This is a genomic window from Paenibacillus sp. TSA_86.1, assembly GCF_052691815.1.
This window is the reverse complement of the sequence record NZ_JBQZGE010000017.1, coordinates 76,439-100,227: the sequence shown is the minus strand read 5'-3', so window position 1 is coordinate 100,227 and position 23,789 is coordinate 76,439. Positions and strand designations below refer to the sequence as shown.

Sequence of the window (23,789 nt, the reverse complement as noted above, 5' to 3'; positions counted from 1 at the left end):
CGCTTATCCCCCTTGCACGAACAGACGCTTGCGAGCCTGCCGCCAGATTAGCACCATGGGTATAAGTAGCAGGACAAACCAGAGCACCTGAATCCCGAGTACATTCCAGATGCCTGTGCCCTCTACTCTGCCAGTGAAGACCGAGCCGGGCAGATACGTGATCGCCTGAAACGGCAACACCTTCATGATCGCGGACAACCAGTCCGGGTACAGGCTGATCGGAATGATCAGACCCGAGAACAGATCGACTACGACACGTTTCATACGCATCATACCTTCGTTATTTTCCACAAAAAATGCGGCCAGTCCCGTAATAACATTAATCTGGGAATTAATGATGAAACTGAAGAACAACATGACGAGAAAACCAATCCATGCTGAAGGCGCGGTTGGCAGTTCAACCGGGAATAACAGGATGGCTATAATCATGCCTGGAATCATGAGCAGTAAGAAGCGGAAAATACCTTCGCCAAGCCCTTGCATCATTTTGACCATCACATAGTTAATCGGCCGGATAAACTGAATCGCGATGGAGCCATCCCGAATATCGGCGGCGATCTCCCGATCCAGATTGTTGAAATAAAATGCACGCGCCATCCACGAGACCGCAACATACGTTGTCATCTGCGCTGCCGTAAAACCGCCGATCTCTCCGCTACTTCCGTAAATAGCTTGCCATGTAAAGTAATACACGCCGATATTCAGCGTATATATCAAAATGCCGGAATAATAATTGACTCGATACGCCAGCATCGTCAGAAAACGAATGCGCATGAAATCGATAAATGCACTATTCATCTAAGATACACCTGCCGCTTCATTTCCTGCTGATACGATCTTGGGACGCTCGGCGGAACCGGACTGGTAGATGCTACGCACGATCTCATCCGTATTGATCTCAATAATCTGAATGTCCGTAATATCTGCCTGACCCACCACACGTGCCAGTACATCCGAAACGTTCAATTCTAACGGAATCCACACGGATGCCGATAACTCGTTCTCCACAGTCCATCTTACAGGCATCGCAGCTGTCCATTCATTCATCTGTACCAAGTTATGGCCTGTGCCAAACTTAAAGCGTACCTCCCGCTCTGTGCCCCACTGAGACTTGAGATGATCCAAACCGCCATCATAGATGATGCTTCCTGCATCCAGCATGATGACACGTGAACACAAAGCTTCAATATCTTGCAAGTCATGAGTTGTAAGCAAAATGGTTGTGCCATGTTGCTGATTCATGTCTTTCAGAAATTCGCGAATCTCCGACTTCACCACGATATCGAGGCCAATCGTTGGCTCATCCAGAAATAAAATGCCCGGATTGTGCAGCAAGGCTGCTACCAGTTCACAGCGCATTCGCTGACCGAGACTGAGCTTACGTACCGGACGACTTAAAAGCTCCTGTAATTGCAGACGCTCGACCAGCTCGTCCAGCCGTTTACGGAAGTCTTGTTCCCCCACACGATATACTTTGCGCAGGAGATGAAAAGATTCAATCACACCGATGTCCCACCATAGCTGACTACGCTGCCCAAAGACTACACCAATATTTTTGACAAACTTCTCCCGTTCCTGATACGGAACGTACCCACCTACTGATATATGCCCGGATGTAGGCACCAAAATGCCGGTCAACATCTTGATCGTTGTTGATTTGCCGGCACCGTTCTCTCCAATATATCCGCATATTTCGCCTTGCGGTATCTGAAATGAAATATCATTCACAGCCAATACTTCCTGGTATTGACGTTTGAACAGATCTTGAAACGCGCCCTTCAGCCCACCACGGCTTTTCTGGACATTAAACGACTTTCGCAAATCTTTGACATCAATCGCCAGCATGTTTATACCTCACTTGGATTTTGTTGAAATTGCTTGTAGCCCAAAAAGAAATTATAATAGTAACAGTCAAAATTCAGCAAGCTTTAAAAAATAGTCCGAAGCGGCCTCCTCTGCCTTGAGGTTCGGAGGGGAAGCGAACGGAAAGCTTCGACTTATACGCAAATTCAACGCAACTTTACATGTACTGAACTCGTTTATTTTTTATCTCAATTACAAAGGAGCGCTAGCATGACCAGAAAGACGAAGAGGACCCTATGGATCTCTCTTGCCGCCTTCGTGTTAATTGTTGGAGGGGCAACGGCCTATTATTTCGGTTCTATTCTTAATCAGTTGGATGGATTGCAGAAAAAAGGCGAGGATTCGCCATTTGCCAATATTCAAAATGTAGAGAAAGTGAATACACCTGACCCTCCCAAATGGGAAGGCACCGAGACCGTTAATATTTTGGTTATGGGTGTCGATGCGCGCGGTCTGAAAAAGGGTGAAGTTCCCCGTTCCGACAGCATGATGGTCGTATCACTTGACCCACTAACCAAAAAAATCAATCTTTTCTCCATTCTGCGTGACACTTACATTAATATCGACGGATATGGTAAAGATCGTATTAACACAGCCATTACCCATGGCCCGAATGTAGCGATGGAAGCCGCAAGTGATTTGCTCGGTATCCCTGTTCAATATTATGTGTATACCGATTTCCAAGGATTCATCAAATTGGTTGATGCAGTTGGCGGTGTAGACTTTGATGTCGAGAAGGACATGCATTATACAAGTAAAGCCGACAACAACGAGTACGATATTGATCTGAAAAAAGGATACCAGCATCTCGACGGCAAAACAGCCTTGATGTATGTTCGTTTCCGTCACGATGCCATGTCAGATTTCGCCCGTTCGGAACGTCAGCGGGAGCTGCTCAAAGCCGTGACTGCAAAGATGCAATCCACGACAACCATTGCCAAGCTGCCTTCCATTCTGGAAGAAGTCAGCCCGTTTGTGGATACCAATCTTACCCTTTCGGACATGTGGAAGCTGGGCGGACTTGGATATCAAAGCAGTATGAATGGCAGTGAGCAGGTTCCCCCAATGAATCTGTTGAAAGAAGAACGCACACCTGGCGGCGCGCAAGTCTTGTCGGTAACCAGTGAAGAAAAACTGAAACAGCATGTTCAGGACATCATTCACCCGCCAGCCAAGACGGAGGATCCCAAAGCCAAGGAAGATAAAACCGCTAGCGGTGATGAGAAAAACACACAGCAGCCGGCAGAGTAAGTGAGCCGGTAATAGCGATGATCCGATTCATTCTCAAAAGGGCAGCCTACATGCTGCCCTTTCGCTATGCCTGCACGCCAAAGTATGCGAAAATAATCATAGCATGTCATTGTTTTGCTCGTTTAAACTATTGGAATGACGAAAGGAAGTTATCTCATGAATACACGTACGAACTCTGAGTTGTTATATACAGAAGCGCTTGAGCATATTGTGGGCGGTGTAAACAGCCCTTCACGCTCATTCAAAGCAGTGGGCGGCGGGGCACCCGTTTTTATGAAAAAAGCGCAAGGTGCACACTTCTGGGATGTTGACGACAACAAATATATTGACTACCTCGCGGCATACGGCCCGATTGTGACTGGACATGCTCACCCTCATATTACCAAAGCCATTACGGAAGCTGCTGCGAATGGTGTTCTGTACGGTACACCGACGGAGCTTGAGATCCAACTTGCCAAGATGCTCAAAGAAGCTATCCCTTCCATGGACAAGGTTCGCTTTGTTAACTCAGGTACAGAATCTGTTATGACGACGATTCGGGTGGCACGCGCGTATACAAAACGGAACAAAATTGTGAAATTTGCCGGATGTTATCACGGCCACTCCGACCTCGTGCTGGTTGCTGCCGGTTCGGGCCCGTCTACGCTTGGCATTCCCGACAGTGCCGGTATCCCGACCAGTATCGCTCATGAAGTCATTACCGTTCCTTATAACGATCTGGGTGGTCTGAAAGATGCACTCGAACGCTGGGGTGATGACGTGGCTGCGGTGATGGTGGAGCCGATTGTTGGTAACTTCGGTATGGTTATGCCGGAGCCTGGGTTCCTCGAAGGCCTCTGTGCGATGACACGCGCGAACGGTTCACTCGTGATTTATGACGAGGTTATTACTGCGTTCCGCTTCCATTACGGATCTACGCAGACGTACGCCGGATTGAACAATCATGCAGAGATTGAACCAGACCTCACTGCACTTGGGAAAATCATTGGCGGCGGCTTGCCGATTGGCGCTTATGGCGGCCGTAAACATATCATGGAACAGGTTGCCCCACTCGGACCAGCATATCAGGCCGGAACAATGGCGGGTAACCCGGCATCCATCTCGGCGGGTATCGCTTGTCTTGAAGTGCTGCAAGGCACTGGTGTATATGAAGAAATGGAACGTCTCGCCATCGATCTGACCGCTGGTTTACAAGCTTCCGCTGACCGTCACGGCATTGATCTGACGATCAACCGGATTCGTGGTGCGTTCTCTACACATTTCTGCAACCATCCGGTGACAAATTATGATCACGCACAAGACACGGACGGTGAACGCTTCGCGTCCTTCTTCCGCCACATGCTGGATCGCGGCATCAATCTGGCTCCATCCAAATATGAAGCCTGGTTCCTGACCACCGCTCATACAGATGAAGACATTGCTGCTACTCTGGAAGCTGCAGAAGCTTCTTTTAAAGCGATGGCTCAGGAATAAGTAAGAGCAGAAGACTTCGAGTAGCGAAGGAGTAAGCATTGAGCTATTGGATAATGCATGGTGTATATGCAGAGCCCCCCGAGCAGCGCATGGAATTAGTGTAGAACTGTCGATTAGCACATAAAGAAGGAAACCTAGCCCTTTGGGCTAGGTTTTTTATGCTAGATGAAGGTGACTCCTTTATGGATGTGGATAGGAGGTATTCAACCTGATGAGCATGCCTTTCATCATATCCCTCCAAGCTGCCGAAATTCTAACGATCACAGGAAGCCTTATTTCCCGCTTTTTGATCGGTTTTGAAATCTAACGATCACAGAAGACGTTATTTTGCAAAATGGAGCCCAATTCTCCCCTCAAAGGGTCATTTTGGACAAAATAGCGTCGCTGGAGATCGTTAGAATATGGATTGGCTCAAAACAGGCCAAATAAGGTCTCTCAGGATCGTTAGAATTTCCCCACCTAAAATATTGAATAATGCAAGGCCGCAATCTCATTCAATCCGGCAAAATTTCGCCTTTACTACATCATCCTAATCATGTTTCGGAGTTGACTTCATTTCGGGTGCGATGATAGCCCCCGCCTAATAGTCACCTTTCGCAACATCGTTTAACATTCGAGATAGACCAGTCATCAATGGCTGGTCTATGTTCACGTTGCAGATCTGATCTGCAACTTCAAAATCTCCTCCCGAATGATCCGCATCCCTTCTTCAATACGCTGTTTCGGAACATTGGAAATGTTCAGTCGCAGCATCTGATCCGTATAGGCGCGGTAAGTCCCTTCGGGATAATACCGTTCAGTTGTATCCGTAATGATTCCGCGCTTCTGCAGGCGGGACAGTAAGGTACGAACAGGCATATCCCCTGGCAAAGGCAGAACTGTATGCTCCCCTCCGGTTCGTGGCGCAGCACAAAATGGTTCAAACTCAGTATGAGCCGCCAGTTGTTCATGAACTACTTCCATACGTGCTGCGTAGCGGCTACGAATGATTTTCCGATGATGGGCAAACATCCCGCTATGAATATACACTTCCAGTGCCGCTTGAGACAGCAGTGAGGTGTCGATGTCCAGCATTCTTTTCATTGTGCCGAAAGAGGCAATCAAGGCTATGGGAAGAACGGCTACACCCATACGAAGCCCAGGGAACAGGATCTTGGAATAACTTTTCAGATAAATCACCCGGTCATGCGTATCATAAGCCCACAAAGGATCTTGTCTTGCGCTGTCCTCCAAATCTGCCAGATAGTCATCCTCCACCAGATAGACATCATATCGCTGAGCAAGTCGAAGTAACCGTTTTTTCTCCTTGACCGTCATGGATGTTCCGATGGGATTATGAAACCGCGGCATGACGTAGAAAAACTTGATCTCTCCCTCTGCAAACTGACGTTCAACAGAATCCCAGTCCAGCCCTTCCCCTAGTGTTCTTCGTACACCTGCAACAGGGACATTCAGGCTTTCTAGTAAAGTAGGCATATTGTGATATGTCGGCAGTTCCACCATGACTGTAGTTTTTCCGCCGGGAAAAGGCATCAATGCCAGTGCCGCGAGCGCCTGTTGTACACCCGATGTGATGAAAAACTGCTCTGTCCGCGCGAAGACCTGATAATCGGCAAACTGTTTCTGTAAAAGCTCAATGAGCGAAGGCAATCCTTGCTGGGTTCCATATAAAAAAAGTTCATCCTGCTTCTGTTTCATCGCGAGCTCTACGCAATGCCGAAAATCGGCATAAGGGAACACCCTGGGATCAGGAGCGGCCGATGCAAAATCCAGCGGTTCCTCCCAATCCATATCCTGTATACCCAGACCATTCTGAACAGCGTAATAACCGGATTGGGGAACCGCGTACACCAAATGTCGCTGTTCCAGCGATTCATACGCACGAATCGCTGTGCTTACACTGCAGTGATACTGCTCCGCCACACGGCGAACGGCAGGAAGTCTGATTCCTTTCTCATCCCAGTGGCGGCTCCCCTGCTGTACCATCTGCTCTTGTATCCACTGTTGTAATGCATGAGCGATCACCTCATATTTTTTCATACCTTCCCCTCCCTTCCTTATGTTGTACCGGTACAATTCACGCTTTTGACTATTGTAGCACGAGATGAGCAGAAGTAATATTAAATCAAGCGAATGTATTCCACATCCTGTCAGGTTTAGATATAGGATCATCAGGAACATTCATCACGGCTACGACCACATCGGAGGGAATACAAATGAATAATACGTCCACACGTACTTATGCTTATATTGCAGCTGTGTTGTATGCAGCGATTATCGGTCTCTCTTTTTTATTTGTAAAAATGACCGTCACCATAGCAGATCCTATTGATGTGCTTGCACACCGGTTTGCTCTTTCACTGATTGTTGTCAGTATTCCAGTTCTATTCGGCTGGATCAAAATTAATCTTCGCCTCGCTGATCTGTGGCGGATTATCCCACTCGGATTGCTGTCCCCTGTCCTGTTCTTTGCCTTTCAGGCCTTTGGACTTGTCACCTCTAATTCGTCGGAGGCCGGCATTATTCAGGCTACTACACCAATATTCACGATGTTACTCGCCTCAATCTACCTGAAAGAGCGTTCATCCACGATGCAGAACATGTTTGTGCTTCTATCCGTTGCTGGCGTGATCTTTATCTTCATGATGAAAGGCAGCAGCATGTCACTGAGTAATTTCAAAGGAATCTTCTTACTGCTCTTGTCCGCTGCATGTTTCGCTGGTTATGGCGTGCTTGCAAGACCGCTGACCCGGAAATACAAACCATTGGAATTAACCTGGGTTACACTCTTGGTTGGTTGTGTTGTCTTTAACGTTGCTTCGCTCGGAATGCATGCTTTCAACGGTTCTATGGCAGACTACATCAAACCCCTTGGAGAACCTTCCTATCTGGGTGCACTGGCCTATCTGGCCATTCTTTCTACGATGTTCTCTACGCTACTTGCCAGTTATGCACTGACACATCTGGAAGCTTCGCGCATGAGTGTCTTCACCAACTTCTCCACACTCATCTCTATCGCAGGGGGAGCCTTGATTCTGCATGAACCGGTCTATGGCTATCATTATATCGGTGCGGTACTGATCATCATCGGAGTTTTAGGTACCAATATGAGCGGTCGCAGGCAGGGGCTAATTAAAAAAGAGCTGCCCAACTAAATAAATGTTCGCCCTGTATGAAGCTTCCCGAACACGTTAACACTGCTGAGGATACTCTACCCTGAAAAGGAGTTCCTCAGCATGAAGCGTACCCAACCTTCTTTTTTACAAGCTATGATGTTAATCATGTTATCCGTTGGCCTTATTAGCCATGTATTAATTATTCCTGCCCTTCTGAGTGCGGCGAAAAGAGATTCGTGGATTTCCGTGCTTTTATCAACCGGACCTCTGCTTGTCTTTGCATGTATGCTTGCCTTCGTCTCCCGCTTCCTACAGCATCAAAATATGCATGATTGGCTGTCTTCCCGTCTCGGTAAACCCGTAGGCTTGCTGCTGCGGGCGGGAAACAGTCTCTTTTTTCTATGCACAATCTACTTCACTCTGCGCGACACCACCACCTGGGCCAAAACGAACTATTTGACGGAAACGCCTGTTATTGCAACAACCATTGCACTTATGGCCTTATGTGCATATGCCGCCTTTAAAGGCATGCGTTCTCTTGCCTTCACCGCGGGATTGATTCTGCCCCTCGTTGTACTGCTCGGCTTCTATGTCGCTATCGTTAATTCCCAGTACAAAGATTACAGCCGGATGTTACCTGTGCTGGAGCATGGATGGTCGCCTGTATTTCATGGCATGGTGTACAGTCTTGCAGGCATGTTTGAATTGCTTTTCCTCTGGTACATCCAACCTCATCTCGCCAAACGTATAAAGCTATGGCAGTATCTAATGCTTGCCTTTATCATGGTTGGATTAACGACAGGCCCGCTCATTGGAGCGATCGTGGAATTCGACCCTTATGAAGCAGCCAGAATGAGATACCCTGCTTTTGAAGAATGGCGCATCGCCTCCTTGGGCAAATATATTGCGCAGACTGACTTCTTTTCTATCTATCAGTGGCTTGCAGGTTCTTTTACCCGGATCAGTCTGGCTATGTATATTGTGGTAGAGATTTGGAATATTAAAAGTGTCTCCAGAAGGAAGATCACCTGTGTTTCATTAGCTGTATTCTTTATTGTATCCATGCTGTATCCTCTGGACGATATGACTTTCACGAAGATTCTGGTTGATTACATCTTCCCTTTCAATCTCGTATATCTGAGCGGATTTGCGGCTCTGGCAACCCTGGTTGCCTGCATCCAATCACGCCATCAGAGGAGGAAACACCACCATGGAGAAACACCTGATTGATACCACTTCCTATGAAACTTTGCTCTCCTCCCTGAGAAAAAGCTTTGAATCCTGTGCCGATGTAGTGATCCAAACGTTCCCTGCCAAAGAGGAGACCCCTCGGTCTGTCATTCTGCTCTATTGCGACGGATTGGTGGATAGTAAACAGATCAATCAATTCATCATCCCACGGCTGGAACAACATACACTGATCATGGAAGAGACTGCGCCCAATGAGCTAGGTCTGACCCTGAAGCCCATAGAGGATGTCTCTGATCTGCAAAACATAAGCATGCTCCTGTTCAGTGGACAACTCCTGCTTGTTTTTGAAAATGGTGTACAAGCCTGTAGCCTCGATATCGCCAATATTCCAGGACGTACACCTGAAGAATCTGCCATCGAAACGTCCGTAAAAGGACCACGCGACGGGTTCACCGAAGAGCTGTCCACGAACATCGCCCTGGTTCGCAAACGTTTGAAAACGTCATCCATGTGTTATGAGAAAATAGTAAAAGGGGACCGGACACAGACAACGATCGGCCTCTTATATATCAGAGATATTATCAACCCCGAAATTTTGGAGACCGCTCGCAGTAATCTGAATCAGATTAACGTGGACGGCATCATGGGCACCTCTATCATGGAACGTGCAGTTATGGGAGGCGTGCGAAGCATCTTTCCGCTCACGGATAACTCCGAACGGCCGGATTATGTCGCGGACTCCTTAATTAACGGACGTTTTGCCGTAATCACGGATGGTTCACCTGTAGCCGTCATTGCACCCACAACACTGTTTAATCAGTTGAAATCGCCGGAGGACGAGAGCACTCCCTTTTTCATCGTGACCTTTGAACGCATATTACGGATTGCCGGACTGCTCATTGCCTGTTTTTTTCCGGCCTTCTACATCGGTCTGACCAGCTTTAATCTGGAACAGATTCCGCTGCCACTGCTCGCAACGATCGCAGGAACGCGAATGGGTTTGCCCATGCCGGTTACCCTTGAAGCATTTCTGATGATATTTATGTTTGAATTGTTTAATGAAGCCGGCCGTAGGCTGCCACGTGCATTGGGACAAACCGTAAGTGTGGTCGGTGGCTTAATTATCGGGGATGCGGCCATTCGTGCCGGAATTACGTCTCCCACTATTATTGTCACTGTAGCGATCTCCGTCATCTCCAGCTACATTCTGGTAAACACCGTTCTGGGGGGAGCCACATCCCAAGTCCGTATCGGAATGTTAATCGCTTCCTCGATCTTGGGGTTATTCGGATTTATGGTTGCCCTGTTTGCCCTGTTAGTTCATCTCGTATCTCTGGAGTGTTACGGTGTATTTTACCTCTCCCCCGTATCACCCTATATTCCGGGAGACTTCACACAGGCTGTATCGATGCCACCTTCCATGACACGCACCCAGCGCCCAGCCGTATTACGCACACAGGACTCTACCCGTCATAAGGAAAAACCTTGATGAGATGGGCTTGCGTAAGTAGCATACTTGCGGTTTGTGTCATGCTCCTGACAGGATGCTGGGATTCCAAGGAAGTACAGAGCATTAACTTTATTACAGCCATCGGCATCGATTACTCGGACAATCAATATACGACGTACGCCCAGTTAATCGATTTTTCAAGTATAGCGAAACAAGAAGGCCCCACGCCCAGGGAGGGCAGTCAAATCTGGATCGGGCGAGGTACTGGTACCACTTTGAGTATGGCCATCAACGATCTATATGAGACATCACAGCAGCAAACGTTGTGGACTCATGTGAAAGCAATTGTGTTATCCAAAAGTGCATTGGAAGCACGTCTTGAGGATATTTTTGATACGTTACTTCACTCCGGGCAGCTAAGATACACGCCATGGATCTATGGGACGGATCAGGACATGTCTACCCTGCTCTCTCCCTCGGCGATTCTGAACCAGTCCACTCAAACAATTGAGTTGTTTGAACCGATGAGACTGTACAGGCAGCATTCCGGATACGAGCCTATTCGCCTGCATCAATTGCTGGATTCTCTGAGAGAACCTTCATCGGTAGTGCTGCTACCTTCCGTTTCCACTAAAAATCAGACGTGGCATAACGGTGAAAAGACCCCGCCGCTGATTCGAATGGATGGATTTTACGTTGTGAGCAATGGCAAAAGTCAGGGGAAAGTGTCGGGGGCCGAAGCAGATGGCACACGTTATGTGAACTACGATCATGTGTACCAATATCCACTGTATGTCTATGGGAAGCATGGCGATGCTCCTGACCTTACCTTGAATCTTCACAAACCTAAAACGCGTATTAAAGCGAAAAAAAGCACCCACGGTATCACCTTTGATTTGGTCACTTCCGTAAAAGGTACCATCTCGGAGGATCACGGCTCTTATCGTTCTCCTCGTGTTATGGAGCAAGAAGCCAGTAAGCAGATAGAGGCTCAAATCCGTAGCACATTTGCCAAATCCCAAGCGCGCAATATTGATTCATATGGTCTTGTGGAGCATCTCTACCGGCATCATCCCGATTGGTGGAAAGAAGAGATTGCCCGGCGAGATAAATCGCTTGCCCGTTTTCAGCTCGGCAAAGTTGAAGTCAACGTGAACATTTTGAATGCCAGTACGTATAAATACGGGGAATAGAGCTATGGGAAAAAGACCTGTCATCCGCATCAAATCTGATGCCGGGTTACAGGTCTTTTGGTTCCAATGACTTTGATTACTGGGACATCGATTTTCACGTAGATCTAGACTTCTGTGATTGGGTATGCCATGACACTCATTAATGCCAGTTCCGGTTGTGTTGTGTCCAGACGACTATACTGAATGATGACAGGAACATTACTTGAAACCGTGATGGCATAGGGTACACCGGAAGGGATGCTTTCGTCCCCGACACTTAGCGATGCGGTACGGATATGTTTTGTTCTTTTAGCCGGGACTTCAGCTTGAATATGCTCCAGCGGATCGCGGTCTTCAAAATAAATCGTGATGTCTAGTGTTGCATCTTCACTGCCTGTATTCAATACACAGATGCTCTCATGGCTTTCCAACGAGCCTGAGCTATCCGGTGGGATGTAACCGTCTGGAATAACCCAGTACGTATGGCCATGGGTTGAAGGTTTTGGAAGATCGGTGTTGTCTTGCATGGGACACTCTCCTTAAGCTCATTGCGAAGGTGATGTGAGTTAAAACTCGTGGTGGCTCGCGGGCGGACGCTCGGTGCGCGGATCGGCTTTCGGGCCACTCATTGGTCCGGGATTTCTTCCTTTCCCCCTCCATGGGGGAAATCCCGTGCCAAACGCGGGCGCTTCGCTCCCTTTTTCCGATTCCGCCCCCCTCGCTGCCTCGCTCAACCTCTACTGCCTTTAAAAGCATGACCTTCGCTTCGCTGGGTCATTTTTTTGCGCTCGTTGCTTCGCTCAACTTACGTTTTATTTAGAAGCGTTTGTGTGGCTCGCCGTTCAACGCAAATACATCTGTAACGGCTGCAAGCGCAGCTCACCAATGGCTTTGGCCACCTGCTCTGCCAGGCGGCGTGCGCCTCGCTCCTGAAAATGTGTGTTATCTTCCATCCCTGTCGGGAAGTTGATATATTCGCCGGGCAGCACCCACATAAAATCATCTTTGGTGCCTTCTTCGCCCGCCTGTTCAAACAGCAGGCGGCTGCGCTCAGCCAGATCGATTAATGGCACCTCTTCATCTGCCGCAAGTTCGCGCACGGCAGTGATATAATCGCCGTGTGTATCGGTCAATGTGCCATCTTCCTCGAAATATCGGCGATGTACCGGTGTAATCAGCACCGGGCGAGCTTTTGCCTCGCGCGCGGTATCGACATACTTTTTCAAATGCTGCTTATAAGTGGTGAAAGGCTCCGTTCCCCGTTCTGGGTCAGGCTTCTCATCGTTATGTCCAAATTGAATAAACAGAAAGTCATGGGGCTTTATTCGCTGCCTTATTGCATCCAGGCGACCTTCATGAATAAAGCTACGGGAACTCCGGCCCGACTGCGCATGGTTATCCACCGCCACGTCATGTTTGAACTGTGCAGGCAGTAGCTGCCCCCAGCCACAATACGGGTATCCGCTCTCCGGCTGGTCCGTTACCGTTGAATCCCCGGCGAGAAACACAGTCATCGTTTGATCGGCCAGTGTAACCTCCAATACATTGATACGAGGAACTGGTCCCGAGAAGCTAAGGCGAAGCCGGCCTCCACGCACAATAACAGCAAATCTCACCTCTGCACATTGTCCAGCGACCGTACGGATTGCTGGTAACATCAGGCGACCTTCTCCCGCTTTGACATGAGTTACCGTATCGGCAAACGGATCTCCAGCCATCATAAGCACCTGATACGTCCCGTCCGGTACATCGAGCACAAACGACGCCTTGAGCGGGATACAGAAGCTCGAACGTAAGCGGACAGACATCGCTGTCTGCCCCTGCGGTGCACAAAACCCTTTTGCCAAATGCGACTGGGCTTCCTTCTCCTCATGCCGCTGCTTCTCATATACCAACGATCCTGACTCGAATCCGTAACCTCTGTGCTCATCATATATCGTTGCGGAGGAAACCGCCTTATAACCTTCTGCTTTTTCCAGACTTTCGTAACTTCCGTCTTTGCCCGTTTGCTTCTCTACTTTACCCATTCCTGAGTTCAAATTGGATTCTGTATCTGAAGATGGGCCAAAGTTAAACTTCCAGGAGGTCATGCTCTGTTTATCCTTTTGCATATCCGCAGAGTCCACTGCATGATCTCCCCCGCGTAATCCTTCCTTACCCTGTACTTCCTGCAATTTGTGTCCTCCTTACCCCTTCAAACCACTCGTGCTCATGCCTTGCACAATCTGTTTCTGGAAGATGAAGAATACGGCCACAACCGGCACCAGACTGACAATCGACATCGCGAACATCGCGCCCCAGTTGGAGGCAGATTCACTGTCCAGGAACATTTTGAGCGCCATCGATACGGTATACTTGTCAGGCGAGTTCAGATACAGCACCGGTCCGAGCAAGTCCTCCCATCTCCAGTAAAAGGAGAAGATTGCCGCTGTCGCCAGCGAAGATTTAATCAGGGGCATGATAATCTGGATATAAAGCCTGAACTTGTTACAGCCATCAATTGTTGCGGCCTCGTCCAGCTCTTTCGGAATCGTGCGAATAAACTGCACCATCAGGAAGATGAAAAACGGCATTCCGAAGAAGGTAGGTACAACAATCGGCAAAATCGTGTTGAGCCAGCCCAGCTTGGTAAATATGATATACTGCGGAACCAATACCACGTCATGCGGCAGCATCAGCGTAAGCATCATCAGCGAGAACCAGAAGGTACGTCCTTTGAAATTCAGTCTGGCAAAACCAAACGCGATCAGCGATGACGACAACACCGCTCCAATGGTAGAGATCACCACAATGACAAGTGAGTTGGTGATGTAATCCATAAACGGCCGTCCCGCTGTTCCTTTCCAGCCATCCGCATAGTTGGACCAGATCCATTCCGTAGGAAACAGACTTTCTGCCGTTACAAAAATCGTCCGACTTTCCTTAAACGAACTGAACAGCATCCACAGCACCGGGTAGAGCATCAGAAGGGCAAGTGCGGCAACGAACAGATGATAGATTGGCCATTTTACATTTCTCCACACCATCATTACTTCCCTCCTTCAGATTCATAAAATACCCAGAACTTGGATGTCAGGAACACAGCCGCCGTAAGCACACCAATCATGATCAACATCACCCAAGCCATGGCAGAAGCATAACCCATGTTGTTAAACATAAATGCCTGACGGAACAGATATAACGAGTACAGCATCGTACCGTCCATCGGGCCGCCCTCACCTTTGGAGATGATATAGGCAGGCACAAAGGTCATAAATGCACCGATCGTCTGCATGATCAGGTTAAACAGCACGATTGGACTGAGCAATGGCAGCGTGATGCTGAAAAACTTCCGAACGGGATTCGCGCCATCCACTCCTGCGGCCTCATACATCTCGGGAGAGATGTTTTTGAGTCCTGCCAGAAAGATCAGCATCGATGAACCGAACTGCCACACGGACAGGGAAATCAGCATAACAAGCGCCGCATCCGGATCGCCAAACCAACTTACCGGACCAATGCCAATGGCGGTCATCGCACTGTTAATGACACCTTCATTGCTGAACAGGTTACGCCACATAATCGATACGGCCACGCTACCGCCGATGATGGAGGGCAGATAGTACAACGTACGGTACGTTCCTACCATGCGAGAGCCCGTGTTCAGAATCATTGCGACAAAGAGGGCAAAAATCAGCCTTAACGGCACCCCGATAAATACATATAAAAACGTAACCTTAACCGAATTCCAGTATTTTGGATCATCAAAAAACATCTTGGTATAGTTGTCCATCCCGATCCATTTGGGAGAGGTGAACAGGTTATAACTCGTAAACGACATGTAGAGGGAAACGAACATCGGGATGAGCGTAAAACCAAGAAAACCAATAATAAATGGGCTGATAAAAGCATACCCCGTCAAGTTTCTGCGCAATGAAGAATACTGCCTCAAGTGGAACGTACCTCCTTCATGGATCAGCTTGCTACCACACTCTATGTTGCAGATGGGACGGGGAAAGGCCCTCGCATCAGCGAGCAGCCTCGTTCCCGACCATCCCTGCAAGCGGGACGAGCAAGCCATCATTCAATTATCATTTATTGTTTGCAAGCACGGACTCTGCATTTTTGCGGAAGGTCTGTGCTGCCTGTTCGGCCGTAATTTTGCCAAAGTTCAACTCTTCCACTACATCAGCCAGTGAGGAGATTACTTCAGGTGATCCGACCGGTGGTGGTGGACTCATTGGGGAAGCTTTCGGCTCCATCGATGCCACGAATTCAAATACCTGTTTCGTTGCGTCACTCAGTTCAGGAGCAATGGCCTCTTTAATTTTTCCGGAAATCGGCACACCGCGCTCCCCTTTGACCAGTTTGTTGGCCTCTTCATCGTTCACCCAGAAGTCAATGAACTTCGCCGCTTCTTCCTTCACCTTGGAGTTGGACGTTACACCCCAGTACATACTTGGCTGCATATAAAGTCCTTTCTCCATATCCGGTCCCGGCATCGGCGCAATCGCGAGTGGACGGTTAGCGACCTGTTGCAAAGCGACAAACTGATTCGACCATTGCCATACCCCGATGCCTTTTTCTTTGACCAGATCCGACTCTTCAATAATGCCTTTCGTTTGGTTAGCCACATCCGGCGAAGGTGCAGCCTTCTGCTCAATCATGCGTTGCATTAATCCGAAGAACTCTACGAACAGAGCATCGTCATCATATCCAAGCCCGGTTCCCTCCGGGTTGTAAAGCGATTTGCCTTTGGTACGCAGGAAATAGTGGAAGAAGATATCCGGAGCTACGCCGCCATCCAGATACAGCCCCTTCTCTGCTGCTTGTTTGCCAAGCGCTTCGTAGGATTCCCATGTCAGATTTTCCGGCATGGCATCTAGGCCAGCTTTCTTGAGCAGTGCCGGATCATATTGAAAACCAAGGACGTTAACCCCGGCGGGTACACCATACTGTTTGCCGTTAATTACACCTGTGCTGATGACGTTCTCAGCCACATCATCTACCTTGATCTGATTGCCCAGATACGGTGCGAGGTCTTCAAGCTGCCCGTTCTGTGCATATTGGCTGATGTAGGAAATATCCATCTGAATAATATCAGGCAGCTGGTTGGCTGCGGCTTGCGGGGCAAGCTTTTTCCAGTAGTCGTCAAAAGAAGCATATTCCACATCAATTTTGACGTTTGGATTTTTCGTTTTATACAGGTCGATGACCTTCTGTGTGTATTCATGCCTTGTATCCGAGCCCCACCATGCGATACGCAGATTTACCGAATCCCCCTTGCTCCCGGATCCCTGTTCGCTGCCTCCACCTGAGCTACACGCTGCTGTAAAAACAAGTAACGCAGCCATCATCAGGAATATTGCCTTTTTCACCATGCCAATCTCCCCTTTTTATGCTGATATGGTATTGTGAACGGGTTATCTCCATCTTGTTAACGATATACTGATAACGCTTTCACAAACTTGATATTGTCATTTTCGCAAAAGTACGATCCAAGTTGAATACACAAAACCGTCTTGTTGGTTCAAAAAACAGAGGAGGACATCCCTGACGCTGCAAGCGCCAGTTGTCCTCCTCTTGAGATATGTCATGGCATCGCATGATATGGATTGGTCATTGACAATGCACTGTTAGATGCCGAACCTGCGGAATTCGGTAGGTGTCATGCCGGTCCATTTTTTGAACACCTGACTGAAATATTGCGAGTTACCTCCAAAACCAAATAAATCAGCCAGCTCAAATACCTTCACATCCCCACCTCTACGGATATGTTCACACGCCCGTTCAATGCGTAGACGATTAACGTAATTGGAGAAATTTTCGCCAGTTACTTTTTTGAAAATTTTGCCGAGGTAGTCCGGATTCATATATAACATCTGATGCGCCACCCCACTCAGGGAAAGGTCAGCCTCACCATAGTGACGGTCCACGATGTCCATCATTTTCTCCACCGCCGATGATTGGCGACTAATATAATTTTTATAATAACCAGCGGTTAACCGAGCAGCACTGTCTGCCACAAACGTATTCAAATCAGGCAGCGTATCAAGATGTGTCAGTTCCGCCATCCGCTGCGTAAAATCGGTCGCCTCTTCCGGCGGGCACACTTGAATCATGGCAGAGTATAACTGCACCACATAAGCGCGTGTCACTTCAATATCCAGCTTCTGGTCGGCCAGCTGTTCGAACAGACGATGTACCTCAGCGGCAGCTTCCTCCGTATTGCCCGATTTAATTAACTGGCACAGCTGCTCGGCATCCCGCTCCACATTCACACCGTCACATTCCCCGGCCAGCACCACATCATTCTTGGTAATGAGTTTGCCCTCTCCAATGAAAAAGCGGTGATTCAAGTACTGCATCACCTCGCGGAACAACCGCCGGGACTGGGTCATATGATCGGCTTCACTGAGCGCAGCCGTCAGCTCTAATTTGTAGAGACGGGTAAAAGCTTGGCGAACCGCTTCAATTCTCTCCTGCAGCACATGCACATCGGATTGTTCTGCCAGCACAATCAAAAGCTTGCCTTCAATCGTGGTGCTTAACAGAACATCGGGAAGAAGGTCAGCAGCTATATTTTTAATCGCAAATAAATGGCTGTAATCATGCTCATCCACAATACGAAGCAACAGCAACCGGACACTGTTCTGTTGAAGCTCCAGATTGAATAAATCCTGATAATACGCCAGATCGACGGGGCCATACGTGCGATTGGTCATGAACTCCAGCAGAAATTGCTCCTTCACATGAGGGAGTACTCGCTGCAAACGCTGCTTGATCTCTCCCGCAACATGCTCTTTCACCTGCGCATCCTGACGCTCTTGCAACAACTCGACCAGAGCATCATGAATCTGATTCTCGTTACAGGGTTTCAGCAGATAATGCTTCACGCCATATTGCATCGCCTTGCGAGCATACTCAAACTCCTTGTAGCCGGATAACATGATAAAACGTAGTGACGGATAAGCCTCGGAAGCCTTTTCGATCAGACCCAGTCCATCCAACCCCGGCATGGAAATGTCAGTAATGATGATATCTGGTCTGGCACTTTCGATCTTCCCTAGAGCTTCCACTCCATTTCTGGCCGTGCCCACAAGCTCTGTCCCTGCCGCCGCCCAGTCAACTACCTGAGAAATCCCCTCCAGTATGACACGTTCATCATCTACGAGCATCACTTTGTACATCGTCATCGTCCTCTCTGATCCAAGGTATGCTGATCGATACTACAGTTCCTGATCCAGGCTTGCTGCTTATGCTCATGATGCCTTCGTCGCCAAAGGTCAGCCTGAGACGTTCCTGAATATTGGTAAGCCCTATGCCCTGTCCTCTGGTCTGAATCTGTCCTTCCTGCAAACGTTCCATGAATTCGGAGGTCATACCCGGCCCGTTATCCTCGACTTCAATCCGAATATGCTCGCCTTCTGCTCTGGCACGGATTCGTATCTGGCAAGGTTCGATGCTTGGTTCAAGCGCATAATGAATGGCATTCTCTACAAGTGGCTGTAATGTTAACTTGGGAATTCGGGCAGTTCCAACCTCAGGTGCGATAAGCATGTCAAAATCAAGTCTTTCCTCAAACCGGGTACGTTGAATCGTGACGTAACTGCGCACAATGTCCAACTCCCGTTCCAGCGTAATCCATTTCTCAGACATATTAACTGAGCTACGCAGCAGAAATCCAAGAGCCTCGACCATCTCGGAGATTTGATGCTGTTTCTGTACTTTAGCCATCCAGTTAATGGATTCAAGCGTGTTATATAAAAAGTGCGGATTGATCTGCGCCTGAAGCGCTTTCAATTCGGTCTCGCGAATGACGAGCTGTTTGGCATAATTCTCATCGATCAGCTCTCGAATCCGCTGTAACATCATCTTGAACGTTCGATGCAGCAGTCCGACTTCATTTTGCGGAGATACGGGGATGTTGCCAAGAGCCGCCTCTTCCAGTTTATCCAGATCCCCTTTTTCAATATTACGCATCTTCTTGATTAATTGAGCAATCGGATGGGTGATGCTGCGAGAGTATTTGGCTCCGATTACAAGTGCCACCAGAAAGATCATAATAAAAATGACCATGACCAGCTGTTTAACAAATTGAATCTGCTTGAACATCTGATTAAATGGGGTTGTATATAAATAATTCCAGTCCGTATAGGATGAGTGTGTGCGGGCAACAAAATACTTTCCCAGCTCTAACGTGGCGATTCCGTAGGGTTGGGTCCGCTTCAGCTCATCTGCAATTTCGGACTTGCTAATAGTGGACTCGGTCGGATAGATGACTTCCGTCCCATCAACGATAAGCAACTGGGAGTCTTCCGCTGGTTCCTGCATCTGATCCTGGACGATACGATCCAGCCGCACCCGGATAATCAAGGTGCCCAGCTTCTCCAGCGTAAATGCCCCGCCAGTGAATGACTTCACTTGCCTAACCGACAGCAGCCTCGCCTGTTGATCCCCACTTGCCAGCCATACGTTGGAACCCGCATTTTGCTCACCGAGCGCAATCAGTTCCTTTTGCTTCGCAGGCGAAATGCCTTCCCGATTGCCTGCCGCCATGACATTGTTATCGTTGTCGATGAAGATCATGGAGTACACGTATTTCTCGGAACCGGCGTAAGCGACAAGACGGTTTGTAATCTTTTTACGTAGACCATTCCGCTCGTATCCCGTTTCCGCCTTCTCCAATTGCAGCAGATACTGTTGCAGTGGCTCATCCGACATCACTTTGAAGGACAGGTTAGATAACTCGCGCAGTTTGTTCTCTATGCCGACGGACGACATGTTGAGCACTTGTGATGACTTTTCATAGATCTGACGATCATAAATATTCAACACGTACTGCATGACAGATACGTAAAAAGCAAAGCTGATCAACATCAAAAAGCCAATCAGCAACATCGTCTTGTGATGGATGGGGAGTTTCGTGAAAGCGTTTTTAATTTTATTCACTCGGGAGCGCTCCTTTGCTTGGCGAAGGGTTGCTGGATTAGAGGGATACCGGCCTACGATGAAGCTGATAAGGGTCTGAATTGGGTTGCATATGCCAGTTTACTTGTAAGTTATTTTCATATTTACACATCCATGGTCGGATGACAAGTCAAAAAAACCGCCGAGATAATAATTAGCGGTTTTACATATTAAATTCTATCTATTCTTTTTTTGGGTTGAAGTAATATCTATATTAATCTGCTTACTAATCGGGATACTTAATAGTGAACATATTCTTTGTTTATCACTTATATTGGTATCATACATATATAAATGATTAATCACCAATAATTTCAGAAGGCTTGTAGCAATTATATTGCCTTCTATACTTTCTTTTATCCGCTTAATATCATTGTATGGAAGTGCACGTAATTGATCCAATTTAATAGAAATTTCAATTAGTTTCACTGAGGTCATATTATGTTTCTCAGAAATTTGTTTATAAGTTAGATATAATTCTTTCGAACCTATAGATTCAGATATTTTTATAATAGTTTGAAAAGCTATAGTACAACAAAGATTAAAAAGCACCCTTCTCGATAACTTCTCGACTTCTGTTTTATTTGGATTTTTTTCTTCTTCTTGAATTATTCTTTCAATTTTCGCGGAAATACTGTGTACATTATTGTTTACAAGTGATAAAAATGAGTTCAAGGTGCGGAGGCCTATCATATAAGTTTCCTCAGCTAAATAAAGCTTTTCTGAAGCTTCTATAGAGCCATAGTAATTCCTAAGAATTTGACCCATAATTTCTATAGTTTTGAATGCTACATTAAGCTTTGCAACAACATCCATTACAGTTTCGTCTCTTCTCTCACCATCGGTGGTAGTGGCCATTTCTCTCTTGCTTCGTTCAATTTCATCTTTAGCCATTAATTTTTCTTCACGATGTTTTTTTACTTCAATGTTGTTGTATACAATTTTCGGTATTTCAACTGCAAGTTCATTAAGTAATGAAATATCTTTATCTAATTTTGTTGGTTCAAACTCATTAAAAATTTTCTTTGCTTGGTCATAAAGACTATTTAAGATAAATGGGTCTTTAGAAAGGTGAGTAAGAAACATTAATATATTAGCATACTCCTCTACTTGTAAGTTTGTACACATCTTAATGGTTATACTTCGGATCTTCTCATCGGTTATTTTCATAGACAGATACCTTGCTACGAAATAATAGTAGATGTAACTGTATTTAAATCTAAAAGAATTATTACTGTTTTCGATTATTCCTGATGACGTCAATTTACTAACTGTCTTTTCGAAATCATGGCTTAGATCATATTTTCGATTCAATAAAGTATTAAAATCGCTAAATTCTAATTTTGAAAATTCAACTATCTCGTTCTCATAAAAATAAAAAGCTAATTCTGCGATATACGTATAATATGCATCAATCTCTTTATTCTGCATATTTATATTAATAAACGATTGCGTGATTAACAATTCGTAGTAATATCCATATGCTGATTCTTTATTACTGTGTGGAAATCCACTTTCAGCAGTTTGAAGTAATATAAGCAAAAAGAATGGAAAAGATGGCACAAAATTATTGCCAATTACTGTGTTGATGTCAGCTAACATCCTATCTTGCTTTTCGATTATATCTTGATCTGACATGCTCATTTGTCCTATAGTGTTCCATTTCTCTACAAACTCTGCTCTTTTTACGTGACCAAATTGTAAAATCTCAAATTTTTCGAATTGCTCTATAGAGTTTTTATCAGGCTCTTCATCAAGTATTAAATTTGATAATTTAAGCATCTCATTACCAGTAATAATTATATTAGGATACACAGACGTCAGCCCATCAATTAAATCGATTAAATTTTTACTATTAAATCTATATTTCTCCAGTCCGTCAATTATTAAAAGCTTTCTTTTTTCTTCAACTTGTTTATATCTTTCCAATGCATCCTTAGAATATTGTAATGTAAAATTTTTATAAATGACCTTATTTACATCTGAAATAGAGGATCCTGTTATACTTTGAGCATCTAAATAAACAGGTATAAATCCTGATTGATAGTAATGGTGATATATAATTTTAGTTAAGGCTGACTTTCCCGATTTCTCAGCACCATATATTATTACTTTAAAATCATTTTTATAATCTTTAAGTTTAGATAAATTAATAATTTGCTCTATTTTATTTGGTTTATCATTATTCAGAATTTTTTTAGCGTCGGGAAATACATATATATCTTCTAAACTTACCTTCGTTTTACGCGGATGCTTTATATTAATGCCAGGATCATTTAATGATTCAGCAAAATTATCAGATAAAGTAAAGGTAGAGGCATTATGAGAAGAGCTTTTATCAAATTTTTTCCATTCAGTTTCGAAATTATTAGAATAATACTCTCCATTCCATGAATATCTTGAAAATTTTTGATATTTTTCAGCTAAGTTAAACAGAATAATATTAAATTCACTGATTTCGTCATTAAATGACTCTTGCAGAACCCCACCTTCCACATATTGAGTAATGCTCCCTTCGAAACTTTCCACTTTTTTCCCTGTGGCAACATGTTCATGACCAGTTAATACTATATCAGAATTTTTTTCCAAATGACTTGTTATGATTCTAGCATTCTCAGGCTGAAACCAATTCCTTGGATGATGTATCACAGTAATATTCAAATCTTCACTATTGTTTTTTATAACATCTTTATACATATCAATAGGAAATATTAGGCTTCCTGGCTTCTCATGTAGTTCAGATATCCATGATGAATTGAGACAATTAAACGCGACCGAATATCCTTGGAGATTAAAAGCGTATTTTGTAAACAAATAATTTGAATATATCTTATTACTGACTGGATCAAAACAACTAAGAAAATTAAAAAATTCTTTTTGAGGTTTGATCAATTCTTCAATCACATCTTTATCAATTTCTGCATTACCTTGCTGAATTAAAGTGATTTGACCATCTCGAACTCTAGTACTTAGTCCAAAATCACAATCATGATTACCTGGAATAATGATGAAATGTACATCAATTTCCTTTATTGAATTGATCTGAGCCTTTATATCTTCGTAAATTTCCATTGCAATTATGTATTCTTCTTGTTTACCTGAAAAAGCACTATCTCCTGTTATTGCGATAAATAGGCATTCGAGCTCAAATAAATATTCTTTAATCGCAGGTATTATCGCCTTATATTTAGAAATGATGCTATTACTACTAACTTTTATATGAATATCGCTGAGTTGAAGTATTCCGATTCTCATTTTATCACCTTCCACATCATATAATAATAAGAGGGAAATCCTGAACCATTCTTTTCAAAAATCCTTAAC

The 23,789-nt window shown here is 45.8% G+C and carries 17 protein-coding genes; 6 read left to right on the top strand and 11 right to left on the bottom strand.

Annotated elements, in window-relative coordinates:
* Nucleotides 1–3: 3 nt before the first annotated feature.
* Nucleotides 4–798 (bottom strand): ABC-2 family transporter protein, encoded by a 795-nt coding sequence (locus tag ACUTVW_RS23650; protein WP_154985747.1) that lies wholly within the window; start codon nucleotides 796–798, stop codon nucleotides 4–6.
* Nucleotides 799–1,845, bottom strand: a complete 1,047-nt coding sequence (locus tag ACUTVW_RS23645; RefSeq protein ID WP_445648008.1) for an ABC transporter ATP-binding protein — start codon at nucleotides 1,843–1,845, stop codon at nucleotides 799–801.
* Nucleotides 1,846–2,073: 228 nt separating this feature from the next.
* Here ACUTVW_RS23645 and ACUTVW_RS23640 point away from each other — a divergent pair, with 228 nt between their 5' ends.
* Nucleotides 2,074–3,114 carry an LCP family protein gene (locus tag ACUTVW_RS23640; RefSeq protein ID WP_434748100.1) on the top strand — a complete coding sequence of 347 codons (1,041 nt, stop codon included), beginning with the start codon at nucleotides 2,074–2,076 and terminating at the stop codon, nucleotides 3,112–3,114.
* Between the two features lie 156 nt (nucleotides 3,115–3,270).
* Nucleotides 3,271–4,587 carry a glutamate-1-semialdehyde 2,1-aminomutase gene (locus ACUTVW_RS23635; protein WP_445648007.1) on the top strand — a complete coding sequence of 439 codons (1,317 nt, stop codon included), beginning with the start codon at nucleotides 3,271–3,273 and terminating at the stop codon, nucleotides 4,585–4,587.
* Nucleotides 4,588–5,235: 648 nt separating this feature from the next.
* On the opposite strand, the gene ACUTVW_RS23630 is transcribed toward ACUTVW_RS23635, so the two are convergent.
* A complete protein-coding gene (locus ACUTVW_RS23630) occupies nucleotides 5,236–6,627 on the bottom strand; it encodes an aminotransferase-like domain-containing protein (RefSeq protein WP_445648006.1) in 1,392 nt (463 codons plus the stop codon).
* A 176-nt stretch (nucleotides 6,628–6,803) separates the two neighbouring features.
* On the opposite strand from ACUTVW_RS23630, the gene ACUTVW_RS23625 reads away from it, so the two are divergent.
* From ACUTVW_RS23625 to ACUTVW_RS23610, 4 genes are all read left to right on the top strand, one after another.
* Entirely contained in the window at nucleotides 6,804–7,742 is a 939-nt protein-coding gene (locus tag ACUTVW_RS23625) for a DMT family transporter (protein WP_445648005.1), read from the top strand.
* Nucleotides 7,743–7,823: 81 nt separating this feature from the next.
* A complete protein-coding gene (locus ACUTVW_RS23620; RefSeq protein WP_445648004.1) occupies nucleotides 7,824–8,933 on the top strand; it encodes a GerAB/ArcD/ProY family transporter in 1,110 nt (369 codons plus the stop codon).
* On the top strand, nucleotides 8,914–10,383 hold the full coding sequence (locus ACUTVW_RS23615; RefSeq protein WP_445648003.1) for a spore germination protein: 1,470 nt from the start codon (nucleotides 8,914–8,916) through the stop codon (nucleotides 10,381–10,383). The genes ACUTVW_RS23620 and ACUTVW_RS23615 overlap by 20 nt, the downstream gene beginning before the upstream one ends.
* The gene (locus ACUTVW_RS23610) at nucleotides 10,383–11,537 is read left to right on the top strand and encodes a Ger(x)C family spore germination protein (RefSeq protein ID WP_445648002.1); all 1,155 of its coding nucleotides are present in this window, start codon (nucleotides 10,383–10,385) and stop codon (nucleotides 11,535–11,537) included. The genes ACUTVW_RS23615 and ACUTVW_RS23610 overlap by 1 nt, the downstream gene beginning before the upstream one ends.
* 104 nt (nucleotides 11,538–11,641) lie before the next feature.
* Here ACUTVW_RS23610 and ACUTVW_RS23605 read toward each other — a convergent pair whose 3' ends face one another.
* The 8 genes from ACUTVW_RS23605 to ACUTVW_RS23570 all read right to left on the bottom strand — a co-directional run bounded on the left by ACUTVW_RS23605 (nucleotide 11,642) and on the right by ACUTVW_RS23570 (nucleotide 23,720).
* Nucleotides 11,642–12,043, bottom strand: coding sequence for a sensory rhodopsin transducer (locus ACUTVW_RS23605; protein WP_445648001.1), 402 nt, complete (start codon nucleotides 12,041–12,043; stop codon nucleotides 11,642–11,644).
* A gap of 315 nt (nucleotides 12,044–12,358) precedes the next feature.
* Complete coding sequence (locus ACUTVW_RS23600) at nucleotides 12,359–13,606, bottom strand: rhamnogalacturonan acetylesterase (protein ID WP_445648026.1); 1,248 nt, start codon at nucleotides 13,604–13,606, stop codon at nucleotides 12,359–12,361.
* 96 nt (nucleotides 13,607–13,702) lie between these two features.
* Complete coding sequence (locus ACUTVW_RS23595) at nucleotides 13,703–14,542, bottom strand: carbohydrate ABC transporter permease (protein WP_445648025.1); 840 nt, start codon at nucleotides 14,540–14,542, stop codon at nucleotides 13,703–13,705.
* Between the two features lie 2 nt (nucleotides 14,543–14,544).
* Nucleotides 14,545–15,447, bottom strand: coding sequence for a carbohydrate ABC transporter permease (locus ACUTVW_RS23590; protein WP_441930042.1), 903 nt, complete (start codon nucleotides 15,445–15,447; stop codon nucleotides 14,545–14,547).
* Nucleotides 15,448–15,586: 139 nt separating this feature from the next.
* The gene (locus ACUTVW_RS23585; RefSeq protein ID WP_445648000.1) at nucleotides 15,587–16,876 is read right to left on the bottom strand and encodes an ABC transporter substrate-binding protein; all 1,290 of its coding nucleotides are present in this window, start codon (nucleotides 16,874–16,876) and stop codon (nucleotides 15,587–15,589) included.
* A 255-nt stretch (nucleotides 16,877–17,131) separates the two neighbouring features.
* Nucleotides 17,132–18,685 (bottom strand): response regulator transcription factor, encoded by a 1,554-nt coding sequence (locus ACUTVW_RS23580; protein WP_445647999.1) that lies wholly within the window; start codon nucleotides 18,683–18,685, stop codon nucleotides 17,132–17,134.
* The gene (locus ACUTVW_RS23575; RefSeq protein WP_445647998.1) at nucleotides 18,660–20,447 is read right to left on the bottom strand and encodes a cache domain-containing sensor histidine kinase; all 1,788 of its coding nucleotides are present in this window, start codon (nucleotides 20,445–20,447) and stop codon (nucleotides 18,660–18,662) included. The genes ACUTVW_RS23580 and ACUTVW_RS23575 overlap by 26 nt, the downstream gene beginning before the upstream one ends.
* Before the next feature lie 195 nt (nucleotides 20,448–20,642).
* Nucleotides 20,643–23,720 (bottom strand): STAND family AAA ATPase, encoded by a 3,078-nt coding sequence (locus ACUTVW_RS23570; protein WP_445647997.1) that lies wholly within the window; start codon nucleotides 23,718–23,720, stop codon nucleotides 20,643–20,645.
* Between the last annotated feature and the right edge of the window lie 69 nt (nucleotides 23,721–23,789).

Bases quoted from the DNA above. Each gene is read 5' to 3' on its own strand.
- ACUTVW_RS23650 (WP_154985747.1), bottom strand. From the start codon at position 798: ATGAATAGTGCATTTATCGATTTCATGCGCATTCGTTTTCTGACGATG.
- ACUTVW_RS23645 (WP_445648008.1), bottom strand. From the start codon at position 1,845: ATGCTGGCGATTGATGTCAAAGATTTGCGAAAGTCGTTTAATGTCCAG.
- ACUTVW_RS23640 (WP_434748100.1), top strand. From the start codon at position 2,074: ATGACCAGAAAGACGAAGAGGACCCTATGGATCTCTCTTGCCGCCTTC.
- ACUTVW_RS23635 (WP_445648007.1), top strand. From the start codon at position 3,271: ATGAATACACGTACGAACTCTGAGTTGTTATATACAGAAGCGCTTGAG.
- ACUTVW_RS23630 (WP_445648006.1), bottom strand. From the start codon at position 6,627: ATGAAAAAATATGAGGTGATCGCTCATGCATTACAACAGTGGATACAA.
- ACUTVW_RS23625 (WP_445648005.1), top strand. From the start codon at position 6,804: ATGAATAATACGTCCACACGTACTTATGCTTATATTGCAGCTGTGTTG.
- ACUTVW_RS23620 (WP_445648004.1), top strand. From the start codon at position 7,824: ATGAAGCGTACCCAACCTTCTTTTTTACAAGCTATGATGTTAATCATG.
- ACUTVW_RS23615 (WP_445648003.1), top strand. From the start codon at position 8,914: ATGGAGAAACACCTGATTGATACCACTTCCTATGAAACTTTGCTCTCC.
- ACUTVW_RS23610 (WP_445648002.1), top strand. From the start codon at position 10,383: ATGAGATGGGCTTGCGTAAGTAGCATACTTGCGGTTTGTGTCATGCTC.
- ACUTVW_RS23605 (WP_445648001.1), bottom strand. From the start codon at position 12,043: ATGCAAGACAACACCGATCTTCCAAAACCTTCAACCCATGGCCATACG.
- ACUTVW_RS23600 (WP_445648026.1), bottom strand. From the start codon at position 13,606: ATGACCTCCTGGAAGTTTAACTTTGGCCCATCTTCAGATACAGAATCC.
- ACUTVW_RS23595 (WP_445648025.1), bottom strand. From the start codon at position 14,542: ATGGTGTGGAGAAATGTAAAATGGCCAATCTATCATCTGTTCGTTGCC.
- ACUTVW_RS23585 (WP_445648000.1), bottom strand. From the start codon at position 16,876: ATGGTGAAAAAGGCAATATTCCTGATGATGGCTGCGTTACTTGTTTTT.
- ACUTVW_RS23580 (WP_445647999.1), bottom strand. From the start codon at position 18,685: ATGTACAAAGTGATGCTCGTAGATGATGAACGTGTCATACTGGAGGGG.
- ACUTVW_RS23570 (WP_445647997.1), bottom strand. From the start codon at position 23,720: ATGAGAATCGGAATACTTCAACTCAGCGATATTCATATAAAAGTTAGT.